At 74.2% G+C, this 20,162-nt stretch carries 16 protein-coding genes; 5 read left to right on the top strand and 11 right to left on the bottom strand.

Annotated elements, in window-relative coordinates:
• Nucleotides 1-42 precede the first annotated feature (42 nt).
• The 9 genes from AB0D66_RS05440 to AB0D66_RS05400 form a co-directional block, all read right to left on the bottom strand.
• Nucleotides 43-987: a glutamate ABC transporter substrate-binding protein gene (locus tag AB0D66_RS05440; RefSeq protein ID WP_362297624.1), complete on the bottom strand. Its 945-nt coding sequence runs from the start codon at nucleotides 985-987 to the stop codon at nucleotides 43-45.
• Nucleotides 988-1,112: 125 nt separating this feature from the next.
• Complete coding sequence (locus AB0D66_RS05435; RefSeq protein ID WP_362297006.1) at nucleotides 1,113-2,522, bottom strand: hypothetical protein; 1,410 nt, start codon at nucleotides 2,520-2,522, stop codon at nucleotides 1,113-1,115.
• A gap of 176 nt (nucleotides 2,523-2,698) precedes the next feature.
• Nucleotides 2,699-3,697 carry a BadF/BadG/BcrA/BcrD ATPase family protein gene (locus AB0D66_RS05430; protein ID WP_362297003.1) on the bottom strand — a complete coding sequence of 333 codons (999 nt, stop codon included), beginning with the start codon at nucleotides 3,695-3,697 and terminating at the stop codon, nucleotides 2,699-2,701.
• Nucleotides 3,688-4,962 (bottom strand): 6-phospho-beta-glucosidase, encoded by a 1,275-nt coding sequence (locus AB0D66_RS05425; protein ID WP_362297000.1) that lies wholly within the window; start codon nucleotides 4,960-4,962, stop codon nucleotides 3,688-3,690. The genes AB0D66_RS05430 and AB0D66_RS05425 overlap by 10 nt, the downstream gene beginning before the upstream one ends.
• A 2-nt stretch (nucleotides 4,963-4,964) precedes the next feature.
• Nucleotides 4,965-5,807, bottom strand: a complete 843-nt coding sequence (locus AB0D66_RS05420; protein ID WP_362296997.1) for a carbohydrate ABC transporter permease — start codon at nucleotides 5,805-5,807, stop codon at nucleotides 4,965-4,967.
• Complete coding sequence (locus AB0D66_RS05415; protein WP_362296994.1) at nucleotides 5,804-6,748, bottom strand: sugar ABC transporter permease; 945 nt, start codon at nucleotides 6,746-6,748, stop codon at nucleotides 5,804-5,806. Before AB0D66_RS05415 ends, AB0D66_RS05420 begins: the two co-directional genes overlap by 4 nt.
• Before the next feature lie 7 nt (nucleotides 6,749-6,755).
• The gene (locus AB0D66_RS05410; protein ID WP_362296991.1) at nucleotides 6,756-8,099 is read right to left on the bottom strand and encodes an ABC transporter substrate-binding protein; all 1,344 of its coding nucleotides are present in this window, start codon (nucleotides 8,097-8,099) and stop codon (nucleotides 6,756-6,758) included.
• Between the two features lie 153 nt (nucleotides 8,100-8,252).
• Nucleotides 8,253-9,470 carry an ROK family transcriptional regulator gene (locus AB0D66_RS05405; RefSeq protein ID WP_362296988.1) on the bottom strand — a complete coding sequence of 406 codons (1,218 nt, stop codon included), beginning with the start codon at nucleotides 9,468-9,470 and terminating at the stop codon, nucleotides 8,253-8,255.
• A 140-nt stretch (nucleotides 9,471-9,610) separates the two neighbouring features.
• Nucleotides 9,611-10,630, bottom strand: coding sequence for a mechanosensitive ion channel family protein (locus tag AB0D66_RS05400; protein WP_362297621.1), 1,020 nt, complete (start codon nucleotides 10,628-10,630; stop codon nucleotides 9,611-9,613).
• 345 nt (nucleotides 10,631-10,975) lie between these two features.
• Between AB0D66_RS05400 and AB0D66_RS05395 the strand changes: the two genes are divergently transcribed.
• Complete coding sequence (locus AB0D66_RS05395) at nucleotides 10,976-11,512, top strand: HNH endonuclease (protein ID WP_069920306.1); 537 nt, start codon at nucleotides 10,976-10,978, stop codon at nucleotides 11,510-11,512.
• A gap of 102 nt (nucleotides 11,513-11,614) precedes the next feature.
• Here the strand turns inward: AB0D66_RS05395 and AB0D66_RS05390 are convergent, their stop codons facing one another.
• The gene (locus tag AB0D66_RS05390) at nucleotides 11,615-14,611 is read right to left on the bottom strand and encodes a beta-N-acetylglucosaminidase domain-containing protein (protein ID WP_362296983.1); all 2,997 of its coding nucleotides are present in this window, start codon (nucleotides 14,609-14,611) and stop codon (nucleotides 11,615-11,617) included.
• Between the two features lie 288 nt (nucleotides 14,612-14,899).
• Here AB0D66_RS05390 and AB0D66_RS05385 point away from each other — a divergent pair, with 288 nt between their 5' ends.
• Nucleotides 14,900-16,897, top strand: coding sequence for a 4-alpha-glucanotransferase (locus tag AB0D66_RS05385; RefSeq protein ID WP_362296980.1), 1,998 nt, complete (start codon nucleotides 14,900-14,902; stop codon nucleotides 16,895-16,897).
• Between the two features lie 56 nt (nucleotides 16,898-16,953).
• On the top strand, nucleotides 16,954-17,190 hold the full coding sequence (locus AB0D66_RS05380) for a hypothetical protein (protein WP_362296977.1): 237 nt from the start codon (nucleotides 16,954-16,956) through the stop codon (nucleotides 17,188-17,190).
• A gap of 107 nt (nucleotides 17,191-17,297) precedes the next feature.
• Here AB0D66_RS05380 and AB0D66_RS05375 read toward each other — a convergent pair whose 3' ends face one another.
• Nucleotides 17,298-17,798 (bottom strand): MarR family transcriptional regulator, encoded by a 501-nt coding sequence (locus AB0D66_RS05375; RefSeq protein ID WP_362296974.1) that lies wholly within the window; start codon nucleotides 17,796-17,798, stop codon nucleotides 17,298-17,300.
• Between the two features lie 105 nt (nucleotides 17,799-17,903).
• On the opposite strand from AB0D66_RS05375, the gene AB0D66_RS05370 reads away from it, so the two are divergent.
• Both AB0D66_RS05370 and AB0D66_RS05365 read left to right on the top strand, forming a co-directional pair.
• The gene (locus tag AB0D66_RS05370; RefSeq protein WP_362296971.1) at nucleotides 17,904-19,178 is read left to right on the top strand and encodes an MFS transporter; all 1,275 of its coding nucleotides are present in this window, start codon (nucleotides 17,904-17,906) and stop codon (nucleotides 19,176-19,178) included.
• Nucleotides 19,179-19,209: 31 nt separating this feature from the next.
• Complete coding sequence (locus tag AB0D66_RS05365) at nucleotides 19,210-20,142, top strand: EamA family transporter (protein ID WP_362296968.1); 933 nt, start codon at nucleotides 19,210-19,212, stop codon at nucleotides 20,140-20,142.
• The last annotated feature ends 20 nt before the right edge of the window (nucleotides 20,143-20,162 follow it).

Here is a 20,162-nt window from a genome sequence, read left to right as displayed (position 1 = left end):
GTGCCTCCGCTTCCGTGTCCGACTCCGTGCCCGCCACCGGCCTCAGCCGTCCCGGTACTTGGGTGCGGGCGGCGCGGTCACGCCGGGCAGCACCGGCTGCAGGTGCTTGAGGTACGACTTCATCCAGCGGCTCTCGTCGCCGCCCGAACGGTACTCCTCCAGCACCTTGTTGACCCGGCGCACCAGGTCGGAGGCGTCCTTGTTCATCGCCACGCCGTAGAACTCGCGGGTGAACGGCGAGCCGACCAGCCGCACCGACGGGTCCTGCGCGGCCTGCCCGGCCGCCAGGGCGTTGTCCGTGACGATCCCGTCGACCTCGCCCAGCTGGAGGCGGACCAGGCAGTCCAGCTGGTTGGGCACGGTGACCGGCACCGAGCCGTACGACTGGGCCTTCAGGGTCGCCTCGGCCGTGGAGCCGGCGGCGAAGCAGATCCGCTGGTCCTTCAGCGAGGTGTCGTACCCGGTGATGCGCGAGCCCCTGGGGGCCAGCACCTGCTGCCCCGCCTCGAAGTAGGCGGTCGAGAAGGCGACGTCCTCCAGCCGCTTGCAGTTGATGGTCATGGTCCGCACGACGATGTCGACACGGCCCTCCTGGAGCGCCGGGATGCGCTGACTGGTCGGGATGGCCCGGTAGATGACCGCGTTCGGATCGCCCAGGATGTCCTGGGCGATGGCCTTCACCAGGTCGATGTCGAAGCCGTCGAGCCCGCCGCCGTCCTCGGCCTGGTTGCGGTAGCCCCAGCGGAAGCTGTTCTGGTCCACGCCCGCGACGAGCTTGCCCGCCGCCTTGATCCGGGCGATCGCCGCACCGTCCACACCCGACGGGCGCAGGCTGGCCTCCGGGTCCTGGCAGGTGTCGAGGGGCGCCGCCGGGGCCGCCGCCATCGACGCGGGCCCGCGGACCGCCGCGCCCCCCGCGGCGTCCGGCGTCGCACTGGCCAGCGGCAGCAGCACGGTCGCGGCGGTCACCGCGCAGGCCACGGCCATCGCGCTCACCCCGCCCCAGCCGCGCAGCCGGCCCGCCCGCCGCCGCGGGGCGGACGGCGCGCCCGGCTGGTTCGCACTGCCCTCGGAGCCCTCGGAGGCCCGCACCGCTCGTTTCCGCATCGCTCTCACCTGTACTCCGAAAGCCTGCGCCCGATGCCCAGCAGCGCCGCCGCCGCGCCGACGACGGCGAGGACCGCCGTGCCGGTCAGCAGGCCGCCCAGCGCGTCCAGCCCGCCCCGGGCCGCCCGGGTGAACTCCCGCTGCTCGTGGGCCACCGCCTGCTCCAGGGACGCGTCCACGGTGTCGAACGCGGCCCCGCTGCTGTCCTTGTGGTCCTTGTCCCCGACGACCTGGACCAGCGCGGACTCGTAGTCCCCCTTCAAGTCCGCCTCCCGGGCCGCCGTGTGCCGCTGCTTCCACAGTTTCACGCCGTCCGCGGCGCGGGTCACGGGCGCGCGCCCGGCCTCGTCGTCGGCCAGCCGCAGCGCGACCGCCAGCCCGGCGTCCAGCTCCTTCATGTTGGTCGTGAAGTCCACGTCGTACTTGTCCGACTTCGTGTCCGCGGCCAGTACGGCGCCGCGCGCGATCAGTGTCAGGTTCTCGCCGGCCCGTGCCTGCAGCGAGGCGATCCGGGCGTCGTTGAGCACCTTCAGCGACTCCTGCCCCTGCGCGCGGGCCTCGTTCAGCGACGCCCGCGCCACCGTGTGCCCCACGGCCAGCCACAGCAGCACCACCACGGACGCGGCCGTGGCCGCCAGCAGCCCGTGGTTGAAGACCCGGTGCGTACGGCGGTAGTTGCGCCGCTGGGCCCACACCAGCGCGGCGAGCGCGACCAGGCCCGCGGCGAGGGAGGCCAGCGGCCAGGACCGGGAGTCGTCGTAGTCCGTGTAGAGGCGCCCGGTCTCGGCCTCGTACAGCCGCTGCGCGGCCGGCAGCAGCTGGGTGGTCATCTGCTCGTTGGCGTACCGGAGGTAGGCCCCGCCCAGCGGCAGGCCCTGCCGGTTGGCCGCGCGGGCCTGCTCGATCAGGCCGGTGTAGCGCGGCAGCTGCTCGCTGAGCAGGGTGATCTGGTCGCGGGAGTCCTGGCTGCCGCCGGTGTTCGCGGCGGCGCTGACCAGCAGCCGGGAGGCGTTGGCGATGTCCTTCTCGTACCGCAGGCGGACCTCGCGCTCCTCCGCGGCACCCAGCAGGAAGCCGCTGGAGGAGGCCGTGTCGGCGTCCGCGAGGGAGCGGTACAGGCTCGCCGCGTCCGCGCTCAGCGGCTGGCTGCGGCCCACGACGTCCCCGGCGGCGGTGCTGCGGCCGGAGACCTCCCACAGGCCCACCGTGCCGAACAGCACGATCAGGGCGGCCAGCACGGCACCGATGATCCGCAGCCGGCCGGGCTCGGTCGTGGCCGCGCGGCGCAGCTGCTCCACGCCCTCCGCCCAGGCGGTCCTGCGCCCCGGCGGCGCACCGGGCGGCGCCGCGGGCGGCCCGGCGGGCGGCACGGCGCCGCCGCCCCCGGGCGCGGGCGCGCGTGATGTGACGGCCACCGTGACCTCCCCCTTGGTCCTTGCTCCGCAGCAGTATGGCCGTATCGACGGTCGGCCACACCACCCGGTGCCGGATCTTGGGAGATCCGCTCCTGGGTGTGCGGGTCCCACCCCTTCACCGTGAATACGTCCGGACGAGCGCCACGGTTCCAGACCCGCAGCCCTCCGGGGCCGGTTCACCCGAAATGGGCACGGAGTTTTCCGTGGGCTCCGTCCGGGGACCCGAGCGCGTCCAGCCCCAGCAGTGCGGCCCCCAGGACCGGGGGAGCCGTCACCACCGACACCCGGGCGTGCGGCGCCCGTTCGGCGAGGCCCGCCGTGATCCGGTCCTCGAGCTGCGGATGCCGGGCGGCCAGCACGCTGCCGCCGAGCACCACCGGCGCGTCCTCGCCGAGCAGCTCCAGGCGGGCCAGCGCCACCGCCGCCATCGCCACGACCTCGTCCGCCTGCCGGTGCACCAGCGCCACGGCCACCGGGTCACCGGCCGCCGCCACCGAGAACAGCAGCGGGGCCAGCTCGTGCCGCCGCCCGTGCGGGATCCGGCCCAGGTGCAGCGACTCGACCAGCGCGTACACCGAGTCCACCCCGAAGTGCGCCGGCAGCGCCCGGGCCAGCTCGGTCGGCTCGCCCCGGCCGTCCTCGGCCCGGGCCGCCCACCACAGGGCCTCCTCGGCCAGTCCGCCCCCGCCGCCCCAGTCGCCCGAGATCCGGCCGACCGCGGGGAACCGGGCCGTCCGCCCGTCCGGGGTCATCCCGACGCAGTTGATGCCCGCCCCGCACACCACCGCGACCCCGCGCGGCTCGGCGCCCGCGGGCAGTCCGGCCCGCAGCAGCGCGAACGTGTCGTTGTACACCGCCGTGGAGCCGCCCCAGCCGCGGCGCCGGATCTCGGACGCCAGGTTCCGCTCCTCCACCGGGAAATCGGCGTTGGCCAGGCAGGCGGACACGTGCTCGGCGTGCGGGCCGCCCGGCGGGCGGGGGTCCAGTCCCGCGGCGGCCATCGCCTCCGCCAGCACGTCGACCGCCCCGGCCACCCCCGTGCGGAACGGCTGGAAGCCCCCGGCCTGACCGGAGCACAGCACCGAGCCGTCCGGGCCGATGAGCGCCACGTCCGTCTTGCTGTTCCCGGCGTCGATGGCCAGCACCGCCGCGTTCCCCGGCCGGGTCACGCCCATGGCAGGTGCTCCTTGTTGTGCGCGAGGAGCCGGTCCGTCAGCCCCTCGGCACGGTCGGCCTGACCCACCAGCGGGTGGGCCAGCAGAGCCCGGAAGACGCGCTCGCGCCCGCCGCGCAGCGCCGCGTCCAGCGCGAGGTCCTCGTACGCCGTGACGTGCGCGATCAGCCCGGCGTACAGCGGGTCCAGCGCGGGCACGGCCAGCGGCCGCGGGCCCGCGCCGTCGACCCGCGCCTGCACCTCGACGACCGCGTCGTCCGGCAGGAAGGGCAGGGTGCCGTTGTTGAACGTGTTGACCACCTGGACGGCCGGTCCGCCGCCGTTCCCGTCGCCCAGCAGCGAGGCCGCCAGGTCCACGGCCGCCTCCGAGTAGAAGGCCCCGCCGCGCCGGGCCAGCAGCGCGGGCTTCTCGTCCAGTGCGGGGTCCCCGTACAGGGCGAGCAGTTCCCGCTCCATCGCGGCGACCTCGGCCGCCCGCGAGGGCTTGGTCGCCAGCTCGCGCACCACCTCGTCGTGCGCGTAGAAGTACCGCAGGTAGTAGGACGGTACGACGCCCAGCCGGTCCAGGACGGCGCGCGGCAGGCGGATGTCCGCGGCGATGGCCTCCGCGTGCCCGTCGAGCAGCCGCGGCAGCAGGTCCTCGCCGTCCGGGCCGCCCCGGCGCACCCCCAGCTCCCAGGTCAGGTGGTTGAGCCCCACGTGGTCCAGGTGGATGTCGGCCGGCGCCAGGTCCAGCAGGGCCGCGAACCTGCGCTGGAAGCCGATGGCGACGTTGCACAGGCCGACGGCCTTGTGGCCGGCCCGGAGCAGGGCCCGGGTGACGATGCCGACCGGGTTGGTGAAGTCGATGATCCAGGCGTCCGGGCTGGCCCGCCAGACCCGTTCGGCGATGTCGAGGACGACCGGGACGGTGCGCAGCGCCTTGGCGAGCCCGCCGGCGCCCGTGGTCTCCTGCCCGACGCAGCCGCACTCCAGCGGCCAGGTCTCGTCCTGCAGGCGGGCGGCCTGACCGCCGATGCGCAGCTGGATCAGGACGGCGTCGGCGCCCTCCACCCCGGCGTCGAGGTCGGAGGTGGTGGTGATCCGTCCGGGGTGCCCCTGCCGGGCGAAGATGCGCCGGGCCAGGCCGCCGACCAGCTCCAGCCGTTCGGCGGCGGGGTCGATCAGCACCAGCTCGCTGACGGGCAGGGTGTCGCGCAGCCGCGCGAAGCCGTCGATCAGCTCGGGGGTGTAGGTGGAACCGCCGCCCACCACTGCGAGTTTCATGCCTAGCCTTTCACTCCGGTCAGGGTGACTCCCTCGACGAACGCCTTCTGGGCGAAGAAGAAGAGGACGATCACCGGGGCCATGACCAGCACGGTCGCGGCCATGGTCAGGTTCCAGTTGGTGTGGTGCGCCCCTTTGAAGGACTCCAGCCCGTAGCTGAGGGTCCAGGCGGCGGGATTGTCGGAGGCGTAGATCTGGGGGCCGAAGTAGTCGTTCCACAGGGAGAAGAACGAGAAGAGCGCGACCGCGGCGATGCCCGGTCTCGCCATCGGCAGCACGACCCGCAGCAGGGCCCGCAGTTCGCCGCACCCGTCGACGCGGGCCGCGTCCAGGTACTCGTCGGGGATGGTCAGCAGGAACTGGCGGAGCAGGAAGACGGAGAAGGCGTCGCCGAAGGCCAGCGGGATGATCAGCGGCCACAGGGTGCCCGAGAGGTCCAGCTGCTTGGCCCAGAACAGGTACATCGGGATGATCACGACCTGGGGCGGCAGCATCATCATGGCGATGACCAGCAGCATCGAGACCCGCTGTCCGCGGAAGCGGAACTTGGCCAGCGCGTAGGCCACCGGGATCGAGGAGGCCACGGTCAGCACCGTGCCGAGCCCGGCGTACAGCAGGGTGTTGCGCCACCAGGTCAGGAAGCCCGGGGTGTTCCACACCTTGGCGTAGTTCTCCCAGACCCAGGTGTCGGGCACCAGGTCGCGGGTGAGCGCCTGCCGGTCGGTCATCAGCGAGGTCAGGAAGACGAAGACGAAGGGCAGGACGAAGAACAGCGCGGCGGCGATCGCGAGCGAGTGCACGGCGATCCACTGGAGTACGGCTGTGCGCCGGTGTGCGGGCGTCATCGGTGCCCACCTCCGATCAGGCCGCCGCGGCGGCGCATCAGCAGGGCGGTGAAGGCCATGCAGAGGGCGAACAGGACGAGGGCGAGGACACAGGCGGTGCCGTAGTCGAAGCGCTGGAAGCCGGTGTTGTAGACGATCTGCGGCAGGGTGAGCGTGGACTTGTCGGGGTAGCCCGGCTCGAACTGCTGGCCGGAGCCGCCGATCACACCGGCCGCCACCTTCCCCGCGACCAGCGGCTGGGTGTAGTACTGCATCGCCTGGATCACGCCGGTCACCACGGCGAACAGGATGATCGGCGAGATGTTCGGCAGGGTGATGTGGCGAAAGCGCTGCCAGGCCCCGGCGCCGTCCAGCTCGGCCGCCTCGTACTGCTCCTTCGGTACGTCGAGCAGCGCGGCCATGAAGATCACCATCAGGTCGCCGACGCCCCACACCGCGAGCATGGTCAGGGCGGGCTTGGACCAGTCGGCGTCGGTGAACCAGCCGGGCTGCGGCAGGCCCATCCCCTCCAGCAGGGTGTTGACCGGGCCGGTGCCGGGGTTCAGCAGGAAGACGAACGACAGGGTGGCGGCCACCGGCGGGGCCAGGTAGGGAAGGTAGAACAGGGTGCGGAAGATCCCGGCCCCGGTCTTGACCTTCGTGATGAGCAGGCCGACGCCGAGCCCGAAGACGACCCGGCAGGCCACCATGACCACGACCAGCCACAGGGTGTTGCGCATCGCCGGCCAGAACTGCGGGTACTGCGTGAACACGTAGGTCCAGTTGTCCAGGCCGTTGAAGACGGGCGGCCGGAAGCCGTCGTACTTGGTGAAGGAGAAGTAGACGGTGGACAGGAGCGGGTAGGCGAAGAAGACCGCGAACCCGATCATCCAGGGAGCCATGAAGGCCAGGGTGCGCAGTGCCGACCGGCGGCGCTTGGCCCGCAGGGTGTGCGTGGTCATCTGGGGGCTACTTCGCCTTCGCGATGTCCGTGTCGATCTGCGCGTCCGTCTTGGCGAGGGCGCCCGGCAGGTCGGCGACCGCGCCCTTCTCGTGCTGGTAGGCCAGGTCGGTGAAGGTCAGCTGGTAGGTGCCGCCGTCCGCCTGGGGCGGGGTGGTGCTCGACTTCGGGTGCCTGGCGATGTCGAGGAAGGTCCTGAAGTTCTCGTCCACCTGGAGCTTCGGCGAGTTCAGCGCCTCGAGGGTGGAGGGCACGTTGTGGATGCCGTTGGCGAAGGCCACCACCGCCTCGGTGTCGGTGGTCATGTACCGCACCAGCTCCCAGGCCGCGTTCTGCTTCCTGCTGCCCGCGGCGATGCCCATGATCGTGCCGGATACGTAGCCCTTGCCGTAGTCGGCGAGGAGGTCGTCGGGCACCGGCAGCGGCGCGGTGCCGATCTTGAAGGCCACGCCCGCTTCACGGGCCATGTTCGGCCGCCACTCGCCGTCCACCTGCATGGCGACCTGGCCCTTGTGGAAGGGGTGTTCGGCGCCCCACTCGTCACCGAAGGAGGCCCGGAAGCGCTCAAGCTTCTCGTACCCGCCGAGCTTTTCGACCAGGTCCTTCTGCGCGGTCAGCATCTTGCCGAAGGCCGGGTCCCCGGCCAGGTTGGACCTGCCGTCCGCGGCGAAGTACGTCGCGCCCCACTGCGCCGCCAGCCGCATCGGGGTGGTCTCGTAGCCGTGGAAGGTGGGCATGACGCCGACCCGCTCGTAGGAGTCGCCCTTGCTCTTGGTGAGCTTCTGCGCGACCTCGGTGAACTCGCTCCAGGTCTTGGGCGGGGCGGTGATGCCGGCCGCCTCGAAGGCGTCCTTGTTGTAGACCAGGCCGTAGGCGTCGTGCAGCAGCGGCAGCGTGCACTGGTTGCCCTGGTAGGAGGTGTAGCCGAGCAGGGACTGCGGGAAGACCTTCGCCTTGTCGATCTCGGACTTCTCGAGGAACGGGTTCAGGTCGGCGAACGCGCCCGAGTTGCAGAACTTGCCCACGCTGTCGGTGGTGAAGGAGGACACCACGTCGGGGGCCTTGTCCCCGCCCGCCCGCAGCGACTGGTTGATCTTGTCGTCGGTCATGTTGCCGGTGACCTTGACTTTGATGTTCGGGTGGGCCGCCTCGAACCGCTCGATGTTCTCCTCGATGGCCTTGACCTCGCCGGGCGCGGACCAGCCGTGCCAGAAGTTGATCGTGACGTCCTGGGCGGGATCGTCGCCCGCCGTGTTGCCGGTGGCGCCGGTACACGCGGTGGCCAGCAGGGATATCGCCGTGAGGGCGGCGGCGGTGGCGGCCGCGGAGGTCAGGCGGGAGGTTCTGGGCATGTCGGTGTCACTCTCTGCGCGGGGGACTTCCTGGGAGGTGTGCAGCAGGGCGAGCGGTGGAACGGGGGTGGGGCGTGGGGTGGTTCGGTGCCGCCGTCCGGGCGGGGCCCGTCCGGACGGCGGGGGTGGGGCGCGCCGGTTCGGCGGGCCGGTTCAGCGGGAGGTGTCGAAGACCTCTTCGCGGGTGGCGGCCAGCGCGCTCTCCAGCGCGCCGCGCAGCACCGGACGCTCCCGCACCTCGCCGGAGACCAGCCGGGGCCGGGACGGGGCCAGTTCGGCGAGCTCGGCCTCCAGCAGGCCGCGCAGCGGGTCGCCGCCGGCGGCGATCACGGCGCCGGAGAGCACCACGATCTCCGGGTCGAGCACGGCGACGAGCGAGGCGAGACCGGTGGCCAGCAGGGTGGCGTAGGACTGGAGGAAGCGCAGGTTCGCCCCCTCGGGCTCGGCCGCGGCCCGCGCGAGCAGCGCCACGGCGGCGGCCACCTCCGCGCTGTGCGGGTGCCCGGCGGGCGGCGGGGGCTCCGCCTCGACGCCGTGGCGCTCGGCGAGCCCGGGGACCACCTGGGCGCCGGCGAGCTCCTGGTAGCCGCCGGTGTTGGCGCGGGTGACCTGGCGGACCAGGGGGTGCCCCGGCACGGGCAGGAAGCCGACCTCGCCCGCGCCGCCGGTCCAGCCGCGGTGCAGCCGCCCGCCGAGCACCAGGGCGGCGCCGAGGCCCTCCTCGTTCCACAGCAGGACGAAGTCCTCGTGGCCGCGGGCGGCGCCGCCGCGCTGTTCGGCGACGGCGGCGAGGTTGACGTCGTTCTCGTACTCGACGGGCATCGGCAGGGCCGCCGCCAGTTCCTCCAGGAGCGTGGGGGAGTGCCAGCCGGGGAGGTGGCTGGCGTAGCGCAGCCGGCCGGTCTGCGGGTCGAAGGCGCCCGGTGTGGCGATGACCACCCGGTGCAGGTCCGAGCGGTGCAGCCCGGCGGCCTTGACGGCTCCGCCGAGGGCTTCGGCGACCTGCTCGATGACGTCCTTGTCCGGGGAGTAGGGGACCTCGTGCGTGCCGACGACGGCCCCGGTCACGTCGGCGACGGCCGCCAGCACCCGGTCCGGGGTGACGTCGAGGCCGCCGACGTGGGCGGCCCGCGGGTTGACCTCGTAGAGCTGGGCGTTGGGGCCCGGGCGGCCGCCGTCGGTGCCGGTGGCCACGACGAGTCCGGCCGCCTCCAGGCGGGCCAGGAGCTGGGAGGCGGTGGGCTTGGACAGCCCCGTCAGATGTCCGATCCGGGTCCGGGACAGCGGTCCGTGGGTCAGGAGCAGCTCGAGCGCGGCGCGGTCGTTCATGGCGCGCAGCAGGCTGGGTGTTCCGGGCGTGGCGGCGGGCATGATGCTGGCTCTCTCTCCCTCACCGGGGTGAACTGTTAGGTAAGTTTCCTATCGCTGTTTGACCCGTGTCAATGCCGCTGCCCCGCCGGCTGTGTCATGGACGACGGCCGGCGGGGCAGCGGTACGGGGAGAGGGGGCGGCTACTTGGTGATGCGGGGGCCGGCCGGCGGCGGGATCGGCGCCGTGGCCAGGGACTGCGGAGAGGTCGGGTTGGACAGCGCGGACGGCGCGGCGACCGCGGCGGACGGGTCCGCCGCCGCCTCGTCCTCCTCGTCCGCCGGCATGCCGCCGACGATCCGGATGCCCGCCGCGTCGAAGGCCTCCTTGATCCGCCAGCGCAGCTCCCGCTCCACCGAGAACTGCTTGCCGGGCATCGTCTTCGCCGACACCTTCACCGTCATCGAGGCGAGCAGCACCTCGTCCAGGCCCAGCACCTCCACCGGACCCCACAGGCGCTCGTCCCACGGGGACTCCTTGGCCAGGGTGTCGGCGACCTGCTGGACCACCTCGCGGATCCGCGACAGGCTCTCCGACGGCTTGACCTGCACGTCCACCATCGCGGTCGCCCAGCCCTGGCTGAGGTTGCCGATCCGCTTGATCTCGCCGTTGCGCACGTACCAGATCTCGCCGTTGTCCCCGCGCAGCTTGGTCACCCGCAGGCCGACCTCTATGACCTCGCCGGAGGCCACCCCGGCGTCGATCTTGTCCCCGACGCCGTACTGGTCCTCCATGATCATGAACACGCCGGACAGGAAGTCCGTCACCAGGTTCCGGGCGCCGAAACCGATCGCCACACCGGCCACACCGGCACTCGCCAGCAGCGGGGCCAGGTCGATCTTGAGGGCGGCGAGGACCATCAGCGCAGCCGTGCCGAGGATCAGGAACGAGGCGACCGAACGGAGCACCGAGCCGATCGCCTCCGAACGCTGGCGGCGCCGCTCGGCGTTGACCAGCAGCCCGCCGAGCGCGGTGCCCTCGACCGCCTCGGCGCTGGTGTTCATCCGGGTTATCAGCTTGGTCAGCGCCTTGCGGACCACCGAGCGCAGGGCCGCCGCGATCACGATGATCAGGAGGATGCGCAGGCCGATGCTCAGCCAGGTGGCCCAGTTCTCCTCGATGAAGCTCGCGGCCTCGGTGACGCTCTCGTGCGTCTCCTTGATGGTCGTGGACGCGTCCGGGGAGTCGGATGCCAGGGGCAGCAGGGCGGCAGGCCAGGGCACGGCGGAATACCTCCAGGAGTAGCGGTCTGCCCGCGGGGTTCCCCCCGGCCGGAGCCCGGGGGCGGATATGCGGACAGACCAACCACACTAACGGGGCATTACCTTCACCCCGACGCAGTGTTCGAGGGAGAGACCAGGCTCACCTGGGGATGACGTGGGTGTGGTTGAAAACACCTCGGACCCGTTACGGGCGCGTGGTGGCGTTTCGACCAGCCCTAAGGAGAGACTGGAGAGCAGATCGTCCCGGCGCGAGCCACGCGCCGCCGGCGTACAAGGAGGCAGTCCGTGCCGCACGTCCTGGTCCTCAACGCGTCGTACGAGCCCCTCGGCGTCGTACCGCTCCGCCGCGCGCTCGTCCTCGTCCTGGAGAACAAAGCGGTCTCCCTGGAGGAATCCGGCGCCTATCTGCACAGCGCGACCAGAGTCGTCCCCGCGCCCAGCGTGGTCCGGCTCAAGCGTTTCGTGCGGGTCCCCTACCGGGGGCCCGTTCCGCTCACCCGGCGCGCCCTGTTCGCGCGGGACGGCGGCCGCTGCATGTACTGCGGTGCCGTCGCCACCAGCGTCGACCACGTCATCCCGCGCAGCCGGGGCGGCCAGCACGTGTGGGACAACGTCGTCGCCGCCTGCCGCCGGTGCAACCACGTCAAGGCCGACCGGCACCTGGTCGACCTCGGCTGGCGCCTGCGCCACCAGCCGGCTCCGCCCTCCGGGCTGGCCTGGCGCATCATCGGGACGGGGCACCGGGACCCGCGCTGGATGCCGTACCTGCAGCCGTACGGGGCCGAGGACGCACTGGAGCGCATCGGGGTCGCGGCCTCCTAGGCCGTCGCTGCCCGCGCCTCGACGCCGGCGGGGCCGGGCGGGCCGCCGCGGCACGCGGCCCGCGCGTCCGGAGCCGGCGGCGTCGAGGCGCGCAGCCGCGGGTCACGGGGCGACCGCGTAGGCCTCCGCCGACCAGAGGGAGCAGCCGTAGCGCGTCGCGCGGCGCTCGCACGTCACGCGCAGGAAGCGGGTGCCGTCGGCGTCCAGGCGGACCGTCTCGGCGCCGCCGCGCGAGGACGGGACGGCGGCGGCCGGGTGCCAGGTCTTCCCGTCCGGCGAGGTCTCCACCCGGTAGGCCGAGGGGTACGCGTCCTGCCAGTGCAGCTCCAGGCGGCCGACGCGGGCCGGGGAGGGGAGCTCCGCCTGCCACCAGGCGCCGTCCACCGGGGTCGAGGACCAGCGGGTGGACGGGGAGCCGTCCACGGCCGCCGAGGCCGGGAAGTCCCGCGTCTCGTCCGCCGACGAGCTCGCCCGCGCGGCCCGCAGCAGGTCCGGCCCGCCGGTGCGCGGCACCGCCCGCACCGTCAGCGTGCGGGTCTCCCCGTCGAAGGCCACCGGGACCCGGTAGGTGCCCGGCGCGACGGAGGGGCCGACCACGACCTCGAACGGGATCGAGGACCGCCCGCCGCGCGGGGCCACGGCGGTCGCCGGCAGCCGGACCTCGATGCCCTGCGGCGGCTGCGCCGACAGCGGCCCGCGGACCTCGCCGGGACCCACCGCGGCCAGCTCCGCCGAGAGCCGCCGCGGGGCGCCGCCGATCTCGGCGTCGGCCCCGCCCCCGTCCGCCAGTTCGAAACGGGCCCGGGGGCCGTCCCCGAGCCACGGCACCACCCGGTGCACCGCCGGCGCTGCCCCGGCCCCCGCCCAGGACAGCCGGACCGCGTCGGCGCGCAGCCCCGCCGTGTCCACCTGCGTCCACCCCGAGGGCGCGGCCTCGCCGACCGTGCGCCAGCCCTCGCCCGGAACGTGGGCCTCCACCGCTGCGCCCCGGGCCCCGGCGGGCAGCGGGTCCGTCATCACCGTCACCGTGGCCACCGGGCGCTCCGCGTCCAGCCGTACGGTCCAGGCCTGCGCGTCCCTGGTGACCTCGCCCGTCGGGCGGGCGGCCCCGGTCCAGGCGTCGGACTCCTCCACCGCCTTGGCCAGGAAGGGCTCCAGGACGGCCCGGTCCACCCGGGCCGGGCCCTCCTCGGCCAGCGCCTGCCGGGCGCGGGCCAGCGCCTGGGCGGCCTGCCAGGCCGCCGTCCCGTCCCCGCGGGCCTGGGCCCGCAGCACGTCGACGGCCAGCTCGCCCGCGGCCCCGTAGCGCGAGAGCCGCTCCAGCCACGGGCCCGCCTCGCCCGCCAGCGCCGGCAGCCGGCCGGGCGCCTCGCGCAGCACGGTGAAGGCCCTGCGCAGCTCGGTCCCCGCCGCCGGGTCACCCGCCGCGCGGGCCTTCCAGAACTGCTCGACCAGCGGGGCCAGGTAGGCGGACTCCTCCTGCTTCAGACCCGAGGCCGCACTGTTCCCGGCCAGTGCCGCCACCGCCTCGCGCGTGTGCGGGTCGGGGCCCGCCAGCTCGCGCACCGCCGCCGCCCAGGACTCCCCGGGCCGGTAACCGCGCGGGTTCCAGGCGTAGTCCGCCGCCGTGAACAGCGGGATGCGCGACAGGGTGCCCTGCGGCATGGCGTTGGCCAGCAGCGCCGCCGAACCGCCCGCGACCGCCGGTTCGCGGCCCGTGTACGGGCCGAGGAAGACCCGGCCCGGATCCCAGTCGTTCACCGGGTAGTTGTCCATGAGGACCAGCGGATGGCCCAGCGCCGAGCGGGCCCCGGCGAGCTCCTTGCCGGTGATCGTGCGCGGCACCACCCCCACGCCCGTCCAGGCCACCTCCACCCGCGGGTCCAGCGCGCCCGCCAGCGCGGTCCGGTAGTCGGTGGAGCCCTCCTGGTAGAACTCCGTCGGCAGCAGCGACAGCGGGGCCGCCCCCGGATGCCGCGCGGCGAGGTGCGCCGCCAGCCCGCCCGCGACCTCGGCGTGCGCCCTCGCGGCCGCCTTCGGGCCCTTCCCGAACCGCTCCCGGTCCTCCTCGCAGCCCCACTCGGTGTAGCTGACGTCCTGGAACTGCACTTGGAAGGCGCGGAACCCCAGCTCCCACATCGCGTCCAGCTTGCGCGCGAGCGCCGCCCGGTCGGCCGCCGAGGACAGGCACATCGACTGGCCGGGCGTCACCGCCCAGCCCAGGACCACCCGGTTGGCGCGGGCCCGCTCCGCCAGCGCCCGGAACTCCGCCTGCTGCTCGCGCGGGTAGTCCTGGCGCCAGGCCGTGGTCCGGTAGCGGTCGTCACCGGGCGCGAGGAGCAGCCGGTTCTGCTTGGTGCGGCCCATGAAGTCCAGCTGCGCCAGCCGCTGTTCGTGCGTCCAGGGCTGCCCGTAGAACGCCTCCGCGATCCCCCGTACGGGCGCGGCGGGCCAGTCCCGCACCTGCACGCCGGGCACCTTCGCCCCGCCCCCGGCGAGCACCGCGCGCAGCGTCTGCGCCGCGTGGAACAGCCCGTCCTCGCCGACGCCGGCCAGCGCGACGGTGTCGCGGCCGCCGGACCGCCCCACGGCCAGCCGGTAGCCGCCGTCCGGCAGGTCGCCGGCCTCGGCCGCCCCCAGCGCCCGCAGCGCCTCCTGGGCGTCCGGTCCCTGGAGCCGTACGACGGTGCCCCTCCCGGGCAGCGGCGCCCCGGGGGCCCGCTCCTGCAGGCTCCGCACGCCCGCCGCGCGCAGGGCGTCCCGGACCACCTGGACCGCGTACGGGTCGGCGTCGGCGGCGGCCACCAGCACGGCCTCCGCCCCCAACGGCACCTCGCGCGCCGCGTCGGCGGCCATCGACTGCGGCCGGGGCCACACGGCCGGGCCCTCGGCCGGGCCGCGCGGGGCGTCGGCCCGGGGATCCAGTGCGGGCCCGCCGGGGACGCCGGCCGCCGGATCCGCGGCCGGGGTGCCCGGGGCGCCGGGTACGGAAGGCACCGCGAAGGCCCCGCGCGGGGTGGCCGCGACGGCACCGCCCAGCAGCGATCCGATCACCGCGACGGCGGCGGCCGTCGCCCGCTTCCTGCCCCTGAGCTGCACAGAGCCTCCCCGTCCCGAGACGTCCCCCGCTCGTACGAATGAGCCCGAGCCCACCACTCGTGCGGCTGGAGTGTCAACGCGGGCGGGCGATCTGACCGGTATACGCCAGGAATGCGATGCCTCCGAGTGGGTAAGGCTGCGGTGTTCCCCCGCGTTCGTTCCCCTTCGGCCGTTCCCGCCGTTGTCTCCTGCGGTGTTCCCCTCCGGTTCTCCGCGCGGCGTACCGCCCTTCCGCGCCGCGCTTCTGATTGCCTCTCATGTCCTGCCCGCCCTAAGGAGTGCCCGTCGATGGACGACCTGGCCCGGCTCGCGGCCCTGCACGGCATCGCCACCGCCTACCAGCCCGCCGCGGACGTCACCGTCCAGGTGCCGCAGGACACGGTCACCACCGTGCTCGGGGCCCTCGGCGTGCCCGCCCGCACTCCCGAGGACGTCCGCGCGTGCCTGGCCGCCGCCGAACGGGAGGAGGGGGCCCGGGTGCTGCCGCCCGTCCTGGTGCACTGGCAGGGCGGCCCGCCGCCCGCGGCGCTGGCCGCGCTGCCGACCGGGACCCGGATGCGCCTGGAGCCCGAGGAGGGCCCGCGGCAGGCCACCGCCTGGGCGGCCGGCCCCGCCCGGCCGCTGCCCGACGCGCTGCCCCTGGGCGTGCACCGGATCACGGCCGCCCTGCCCGACGGGCGCCGCGCCGCGGCCACCCTGATCGTCGCCCCGGACCGGGCCCCCGCAGCGCCCGAACGGGCCCACGGGCTGCTCGTCCAGCTGTACTCCCTCCTGTCGGAGCGCTCCTGGGGCATGGGCGACCTCGGTGACCTGGCGGAGCTCGCCCGCTGGGCCGGGCGGACCCACGGCGCCGGCTTCATCCAGGTCAACCCGCTGCACGCGGCCGTGCCCGGCACCCCGACCGACCCCTCCCCCTACCGGCCCTCCTCGCGCCGCTTCCCCGACCCGGTCCACCTGCGCGTCGAGGACGTGCCGGAATACGCCCGCTGCCCCGAGCGCGAGGCCCTCGCCGCGCTCGCCGCCCGGGGCGGGGAGCTGCGCCGCGAGGTCCTGGAGAAGGGCGCGCTGATCGACCGGGACGCCGTCTGGGACCTCAAGCGCCGCGCCCTGGAGCTGCTGTACGCCGTCCCGCGCACCCCCGAGAGGGAGGCCGCCTACGGGGAGTTCCGCGCCGGGCAGGGACCCGCCCTGAACCGGCACGCCGCCTGGTGCGCGGCCGCGGCCGGGGAGGATCCCGACGAGCGGATCGACTTCCACCGCTGGCTGGTCTGGCTGACGGACACCCAGCTCGCCGCCGCCCAGCGGGCCGCCCGCGAGGCCGGGATGGCCGTGGGCATCGTGCACGACCTGGCCGTCGGGGTGCATCCGGACGGCTCGGACGCCCGTACCGGCCCCTTCCACGCCCCGGGGATCTCCGTCGGGGCCCCGCCGGACGCCTTCAACGCCCGCGGCCAGGACTGGGGCCTGCCTCCGTGGCGCCCGGACCGGCTGGCGGCCAACGGCTACGCCCCCTTCCGGGCCCTGCTGCGCGGGGTGTTCACCTACGCCGGCGCGCTGCGGATCGACCACGTGATGGGCCTGTTCCGGCTCTGGTGGATCCCGGAGGGCAGCCCGCCCGCCGAGGGCACGTACGTCGGCTACGACGGCGAGGCCATGCTGGCGATCCTGGTGCTGGAGGCCCACCGCGCCGGCTCCCTGGTCATCGGGGAGGACCTCGGGACGGTGGAGCCGCGGGTCCGCGAGGCCCTGGCCCGGCGCGGGGTGCTCGGGACCTCGGTGCTGTGGTTCGAGCGGGACTGGGCGGGGGACGGCAGCCCACTCCTGCCGGCGGACTGGCGGGCCGACTGCCTGGCCACCGCCACCACGCACGACCTGCCGCCGACGGCCGCCAAGCTGGCGGGCGGGCACGTGGAACTGCGCGACCGGCTGGGTCTGCTGACCCGCCCGGTGGAGCGGGAGCGGGAGGAGGACGCGGCCGACACCGCCGAGTGGCTGGCCGTACTGGACCGCCTGGGACTGGACGCCAAGGGCGAGGAGGCCGCCGTACGGGCCCTGTACGCCTTCCTGCTGCGCACCCCCGCGCGGCTGGTCGGCGTCTGGCTGCCGGACGCGGTGGGGGACCGGCGGCCGCAGAACCTGCCGGGGACGTGGGACCAGTACCCCAACTGGCGGCTCCCGGTCGCCGATGCCTCGGGCCGGCCGCTGACGCTGGAGGAGCTGACCGCCTCACCGCGGGCGAACGCCCTGCTGGGCGCGGTGCGGGAGGGGCTCGCCGAGGGCGGGTGACCCCGTACGGCACCCCCGGGCGCGCGGGCCGTTCAGACGTTCGCTACGTTTGCACCGTGGACAAGAAGAACGCTCTGCGCGCCGGCGCCGTCACGGCCGGAACGACGCTGATGATGCTGCTGATGACGTCTCCCGCCCTGGCGCTGACCCGCGACGACGGCGACGACCCGGGTCCGGGCCTGAGCATCGGCGAGACGCTCGGCCTGTTCGTGGCCGCCCCGATCGTTCTGTTCCTGGTCATCACGGGTCTCGTGATGGTCGGCGACAAGTCGCGCAAGCAGCAGGAGAGCTGATCCGGTCCGGTCCCGCGGGACCGGTACCGCACGACGTCCCGGGCGCCGGGGGTCCGCACGGCCGCTGATCGCGGCCGGGTGGCGACCCTCGGCGCCCTGCCGTGTTCTCAGACCCCGGCCAGCAGCTTGCGGAGCAGGCCGGTGAGGACCGCGGTCTCCTCCTCGCTCAGGCCCCGCAGCGCGGCGCGCTGCACCTCCAGGCCGGCGGTGACGGCCTCGTCGATGAGTGCGAGGCCCCGCTCGGTGATGGTGACCTGGAGGCCGCGCCGGTCGTGCGGGTCGGGCTTGCGGCACAGCAGCCCGGCCTTCTCCAGCTTGTCCAGCCGCCCCGTCATGCCGCCGGTGGTGAGCATGAGCGTGGCCGACAGCTGGCGCGGCGAGAGCGTGTAGGGGGCGCCCGAGCGGCGCAGCGTGGCGACGACGTCGAACTCCCCGCGCGAGACGCCGAAGCGGGAGTAGGTCTGCTCCATCGCATCGCCCATGGCCTTGGTGATCCGGTAGAGGCGTCCGAAGACGGCCATCGGTGCCGTGTCCAGCTCGGGGCGCACCGCGTACCACTGGTCGGTGATGGCGTCGACGGCGTCCTTCTCGACCTTTTCTTCCTTCATGGCTGGAGTATCCGGTTCCACTCGGTCGTTCGCAAGAAAGTTGCTTGACGGAAAGTAGCTTAGCGGTAAGCTACTTCCGAGCAAGCGAACTTCTCGGGGGGAACCATGAAGGAAGCACGGGTGGAGGGGGAGCGGTCCCTGCTCCTCGGCATCGGGATCAGCGCGGTCGGCATCGGCATGTACGTGCCGTTCTCGCTCGTCTTCTTCCACCACGTCACCGGCCTCTCCTTCACCCTGGTCGGCCTGGTCCTGACCGTCACGGGAGTGGCCGGACTCGCCTTCATGCCCCTGGCGGGCACGGCCGTCGACCGGTTCGGCGCCAAGAAGGTCAACCTGGTGCTCTACGCGATACGGGCGGCCGGCTTCGCCCTCTACCCCTTCGCCGGCTCCCTGGCCGCCTTCGCCGCCGTCGCCCTCGTCACCGCGCTCGCCGACCGGTCCTTCGGCGTCGTCCAGCAGTCCCTGATCGGGGAGGTCGCGCAGGGCTCCGGCCGCGACCGGCTCCAGGCCTCCACCCGGGCCCTGCAGAACGCCGGGATGGGCGCGGGGGCCCTGCTCGTCTCCGGGGTGCTGGGGCTGTGGGGGACCGGCGGCTTCACCTACACCGCCTGGGGCAACGCGCTGGCCTTCGCCCTCGCCGGACTGCTCGTCAGCCGGGTGCGCCCGCTCGCCGCCGCCGCACCGCTCGCCGCCGGGCCCGCCCGGCCGGCGCCCGCCGGGTACCGGACGGTCCTGCGGGACCGGCCCTTCCTCGGGCTCACCGCCGCCAACTTCCTCACCGCGCTGGGCTACGCCGCCCTCTCCGTGCTCTTCCCCCTCTACCTCTCCACCTGGCTGGCCGCCCCCGACTCCCTCACCGGAGCCGCCTTCACCCTCAACACCGCCCTGTGCGCGGGCGTCGGCGTCCTGGTCGCGGGCCGGGTCCGCCGCTCCGGCGCCCGCCGCACCCGCTCCGCGGCCCTCGGCGCGCTGCTCTTCGCCGCCGCCTTCACCGGCCAGATCGTGCTCGGGACCCTGCGGCCCGGGCAGAGCGCCACCCTCGTCGCCCTGCTGGCCATCGTCGTCGTCTACACCCTCGGCGAACTCGTGCACAGCCCCTCCGGCGGCGCCCTGTCGGTCTCGGCCGCGCCCGAAGCCGTCCGCGGCCGCTACCTCGCCACCTACCAGCTCTCGTACGCGCTGGCCACGGCGCTCGCCCCGGCCCTGTTCACCGCCCTGCTCTCGGTCGACGGGCGGCTGCCCTGGGCCGTCCTGGCCGTCGCCGCACTCGGCGCCGCCCTCGCGCTGCTGCGGCTGGAGCGGCACCTTCCCGCACAGGCCGTGCACCCCGAGCCCCCGGCGCCGGCCCCGGCCCGCCCGCTCGCGCCCACCGCCGCCTGAACCCTCCCCCTCTCCCGAGGAGCCACCTGCCATGAAGCGCCTCGCCACCGTCGCCCTGACCGCCCTCGCGCCCATCTCCTGGGGCTCGACCTATGCCGTCGCCACCGAACTGCTGCCGCCCGACCGGCCCCTGTTCACCGGGGTGATGCGGGCCCTGCCCGCGGGGCTGCTGCTGACCGCCCTGGCCCGTACGCTCCCCAAGGGCGCGTGGTGGTGGAAGTCCGCCGTCCTCGGCACCCTCAACATCGGCGCCTTCTTCCCGCTGCTCTTCCTCTCCGCCTACCGGCTGCCCGGCGGCGTCGCGGCCATACTGGGCGCCGCCGGGCCGCTGTTCGTCGTGGGGCTCGCCGCCCTCGTCCTCGGGGAGCGGGCGAGCCTGCGCACCGTGCTCGCCGCCGTCGTCGGCGCGTTCGGCGTGAGCATGGTCGTCCTCACCGCCGAGGCCGAGCTCGACCTGGTCGGCGTCGTCGCCGGGGTGATCTCCTCCGCCGCCATGGGCGCGGGCACCGTCATGACCAAGCGGTGGGGGCGCCCGGAGGGGGTCGGCCCGCTGGCCATGACCGGCTGGCAGCTCACCGCCGGCGGGCTGGTCATCATCCCCGTGGCCGCGCTCGTCGAAGGGGCCCCGCCCGCGCTCGACGGCCCGGCCCTGCTCGGCTACGGCTACATGATGCTGATCAATACCGGTATCGCGTACTGGCTCTGGTTCCGCGGGATCGGCAAGCTCACCGCCACCTCCGTCACCCTGCTCGGCCCGCTCTCGCCGCTCACCGCGGCCGTCATCGGCTGGGCCGCGCTCGGGCAGGCGCTGACCCCCGTCCAGCTCGTGGGCATGGCGATCGCCTTCGGAGCCACCCTCGCGGGCCAGCTCGCGGTCGCCCGCACCCCCCAACCGTTCAGTTCTACTGAACAGATCGATCGAAACATTTCGATGGACCTGAGCAATGAGCAGGTGCGACGGTAGTTCCCACGACACAGCAACCC

The organism is Streptomyces sp. NPDC048270, from assembly GCF_040652335.1.
Lineage (GTDB): Bacteria > Actinomycetota > Actinomycetes > Streptomycetales > Streptomycetaceae > Streptomyces.
This window is presented reverse-complemented; position numbering and strand designations above follow the sequence as displayed.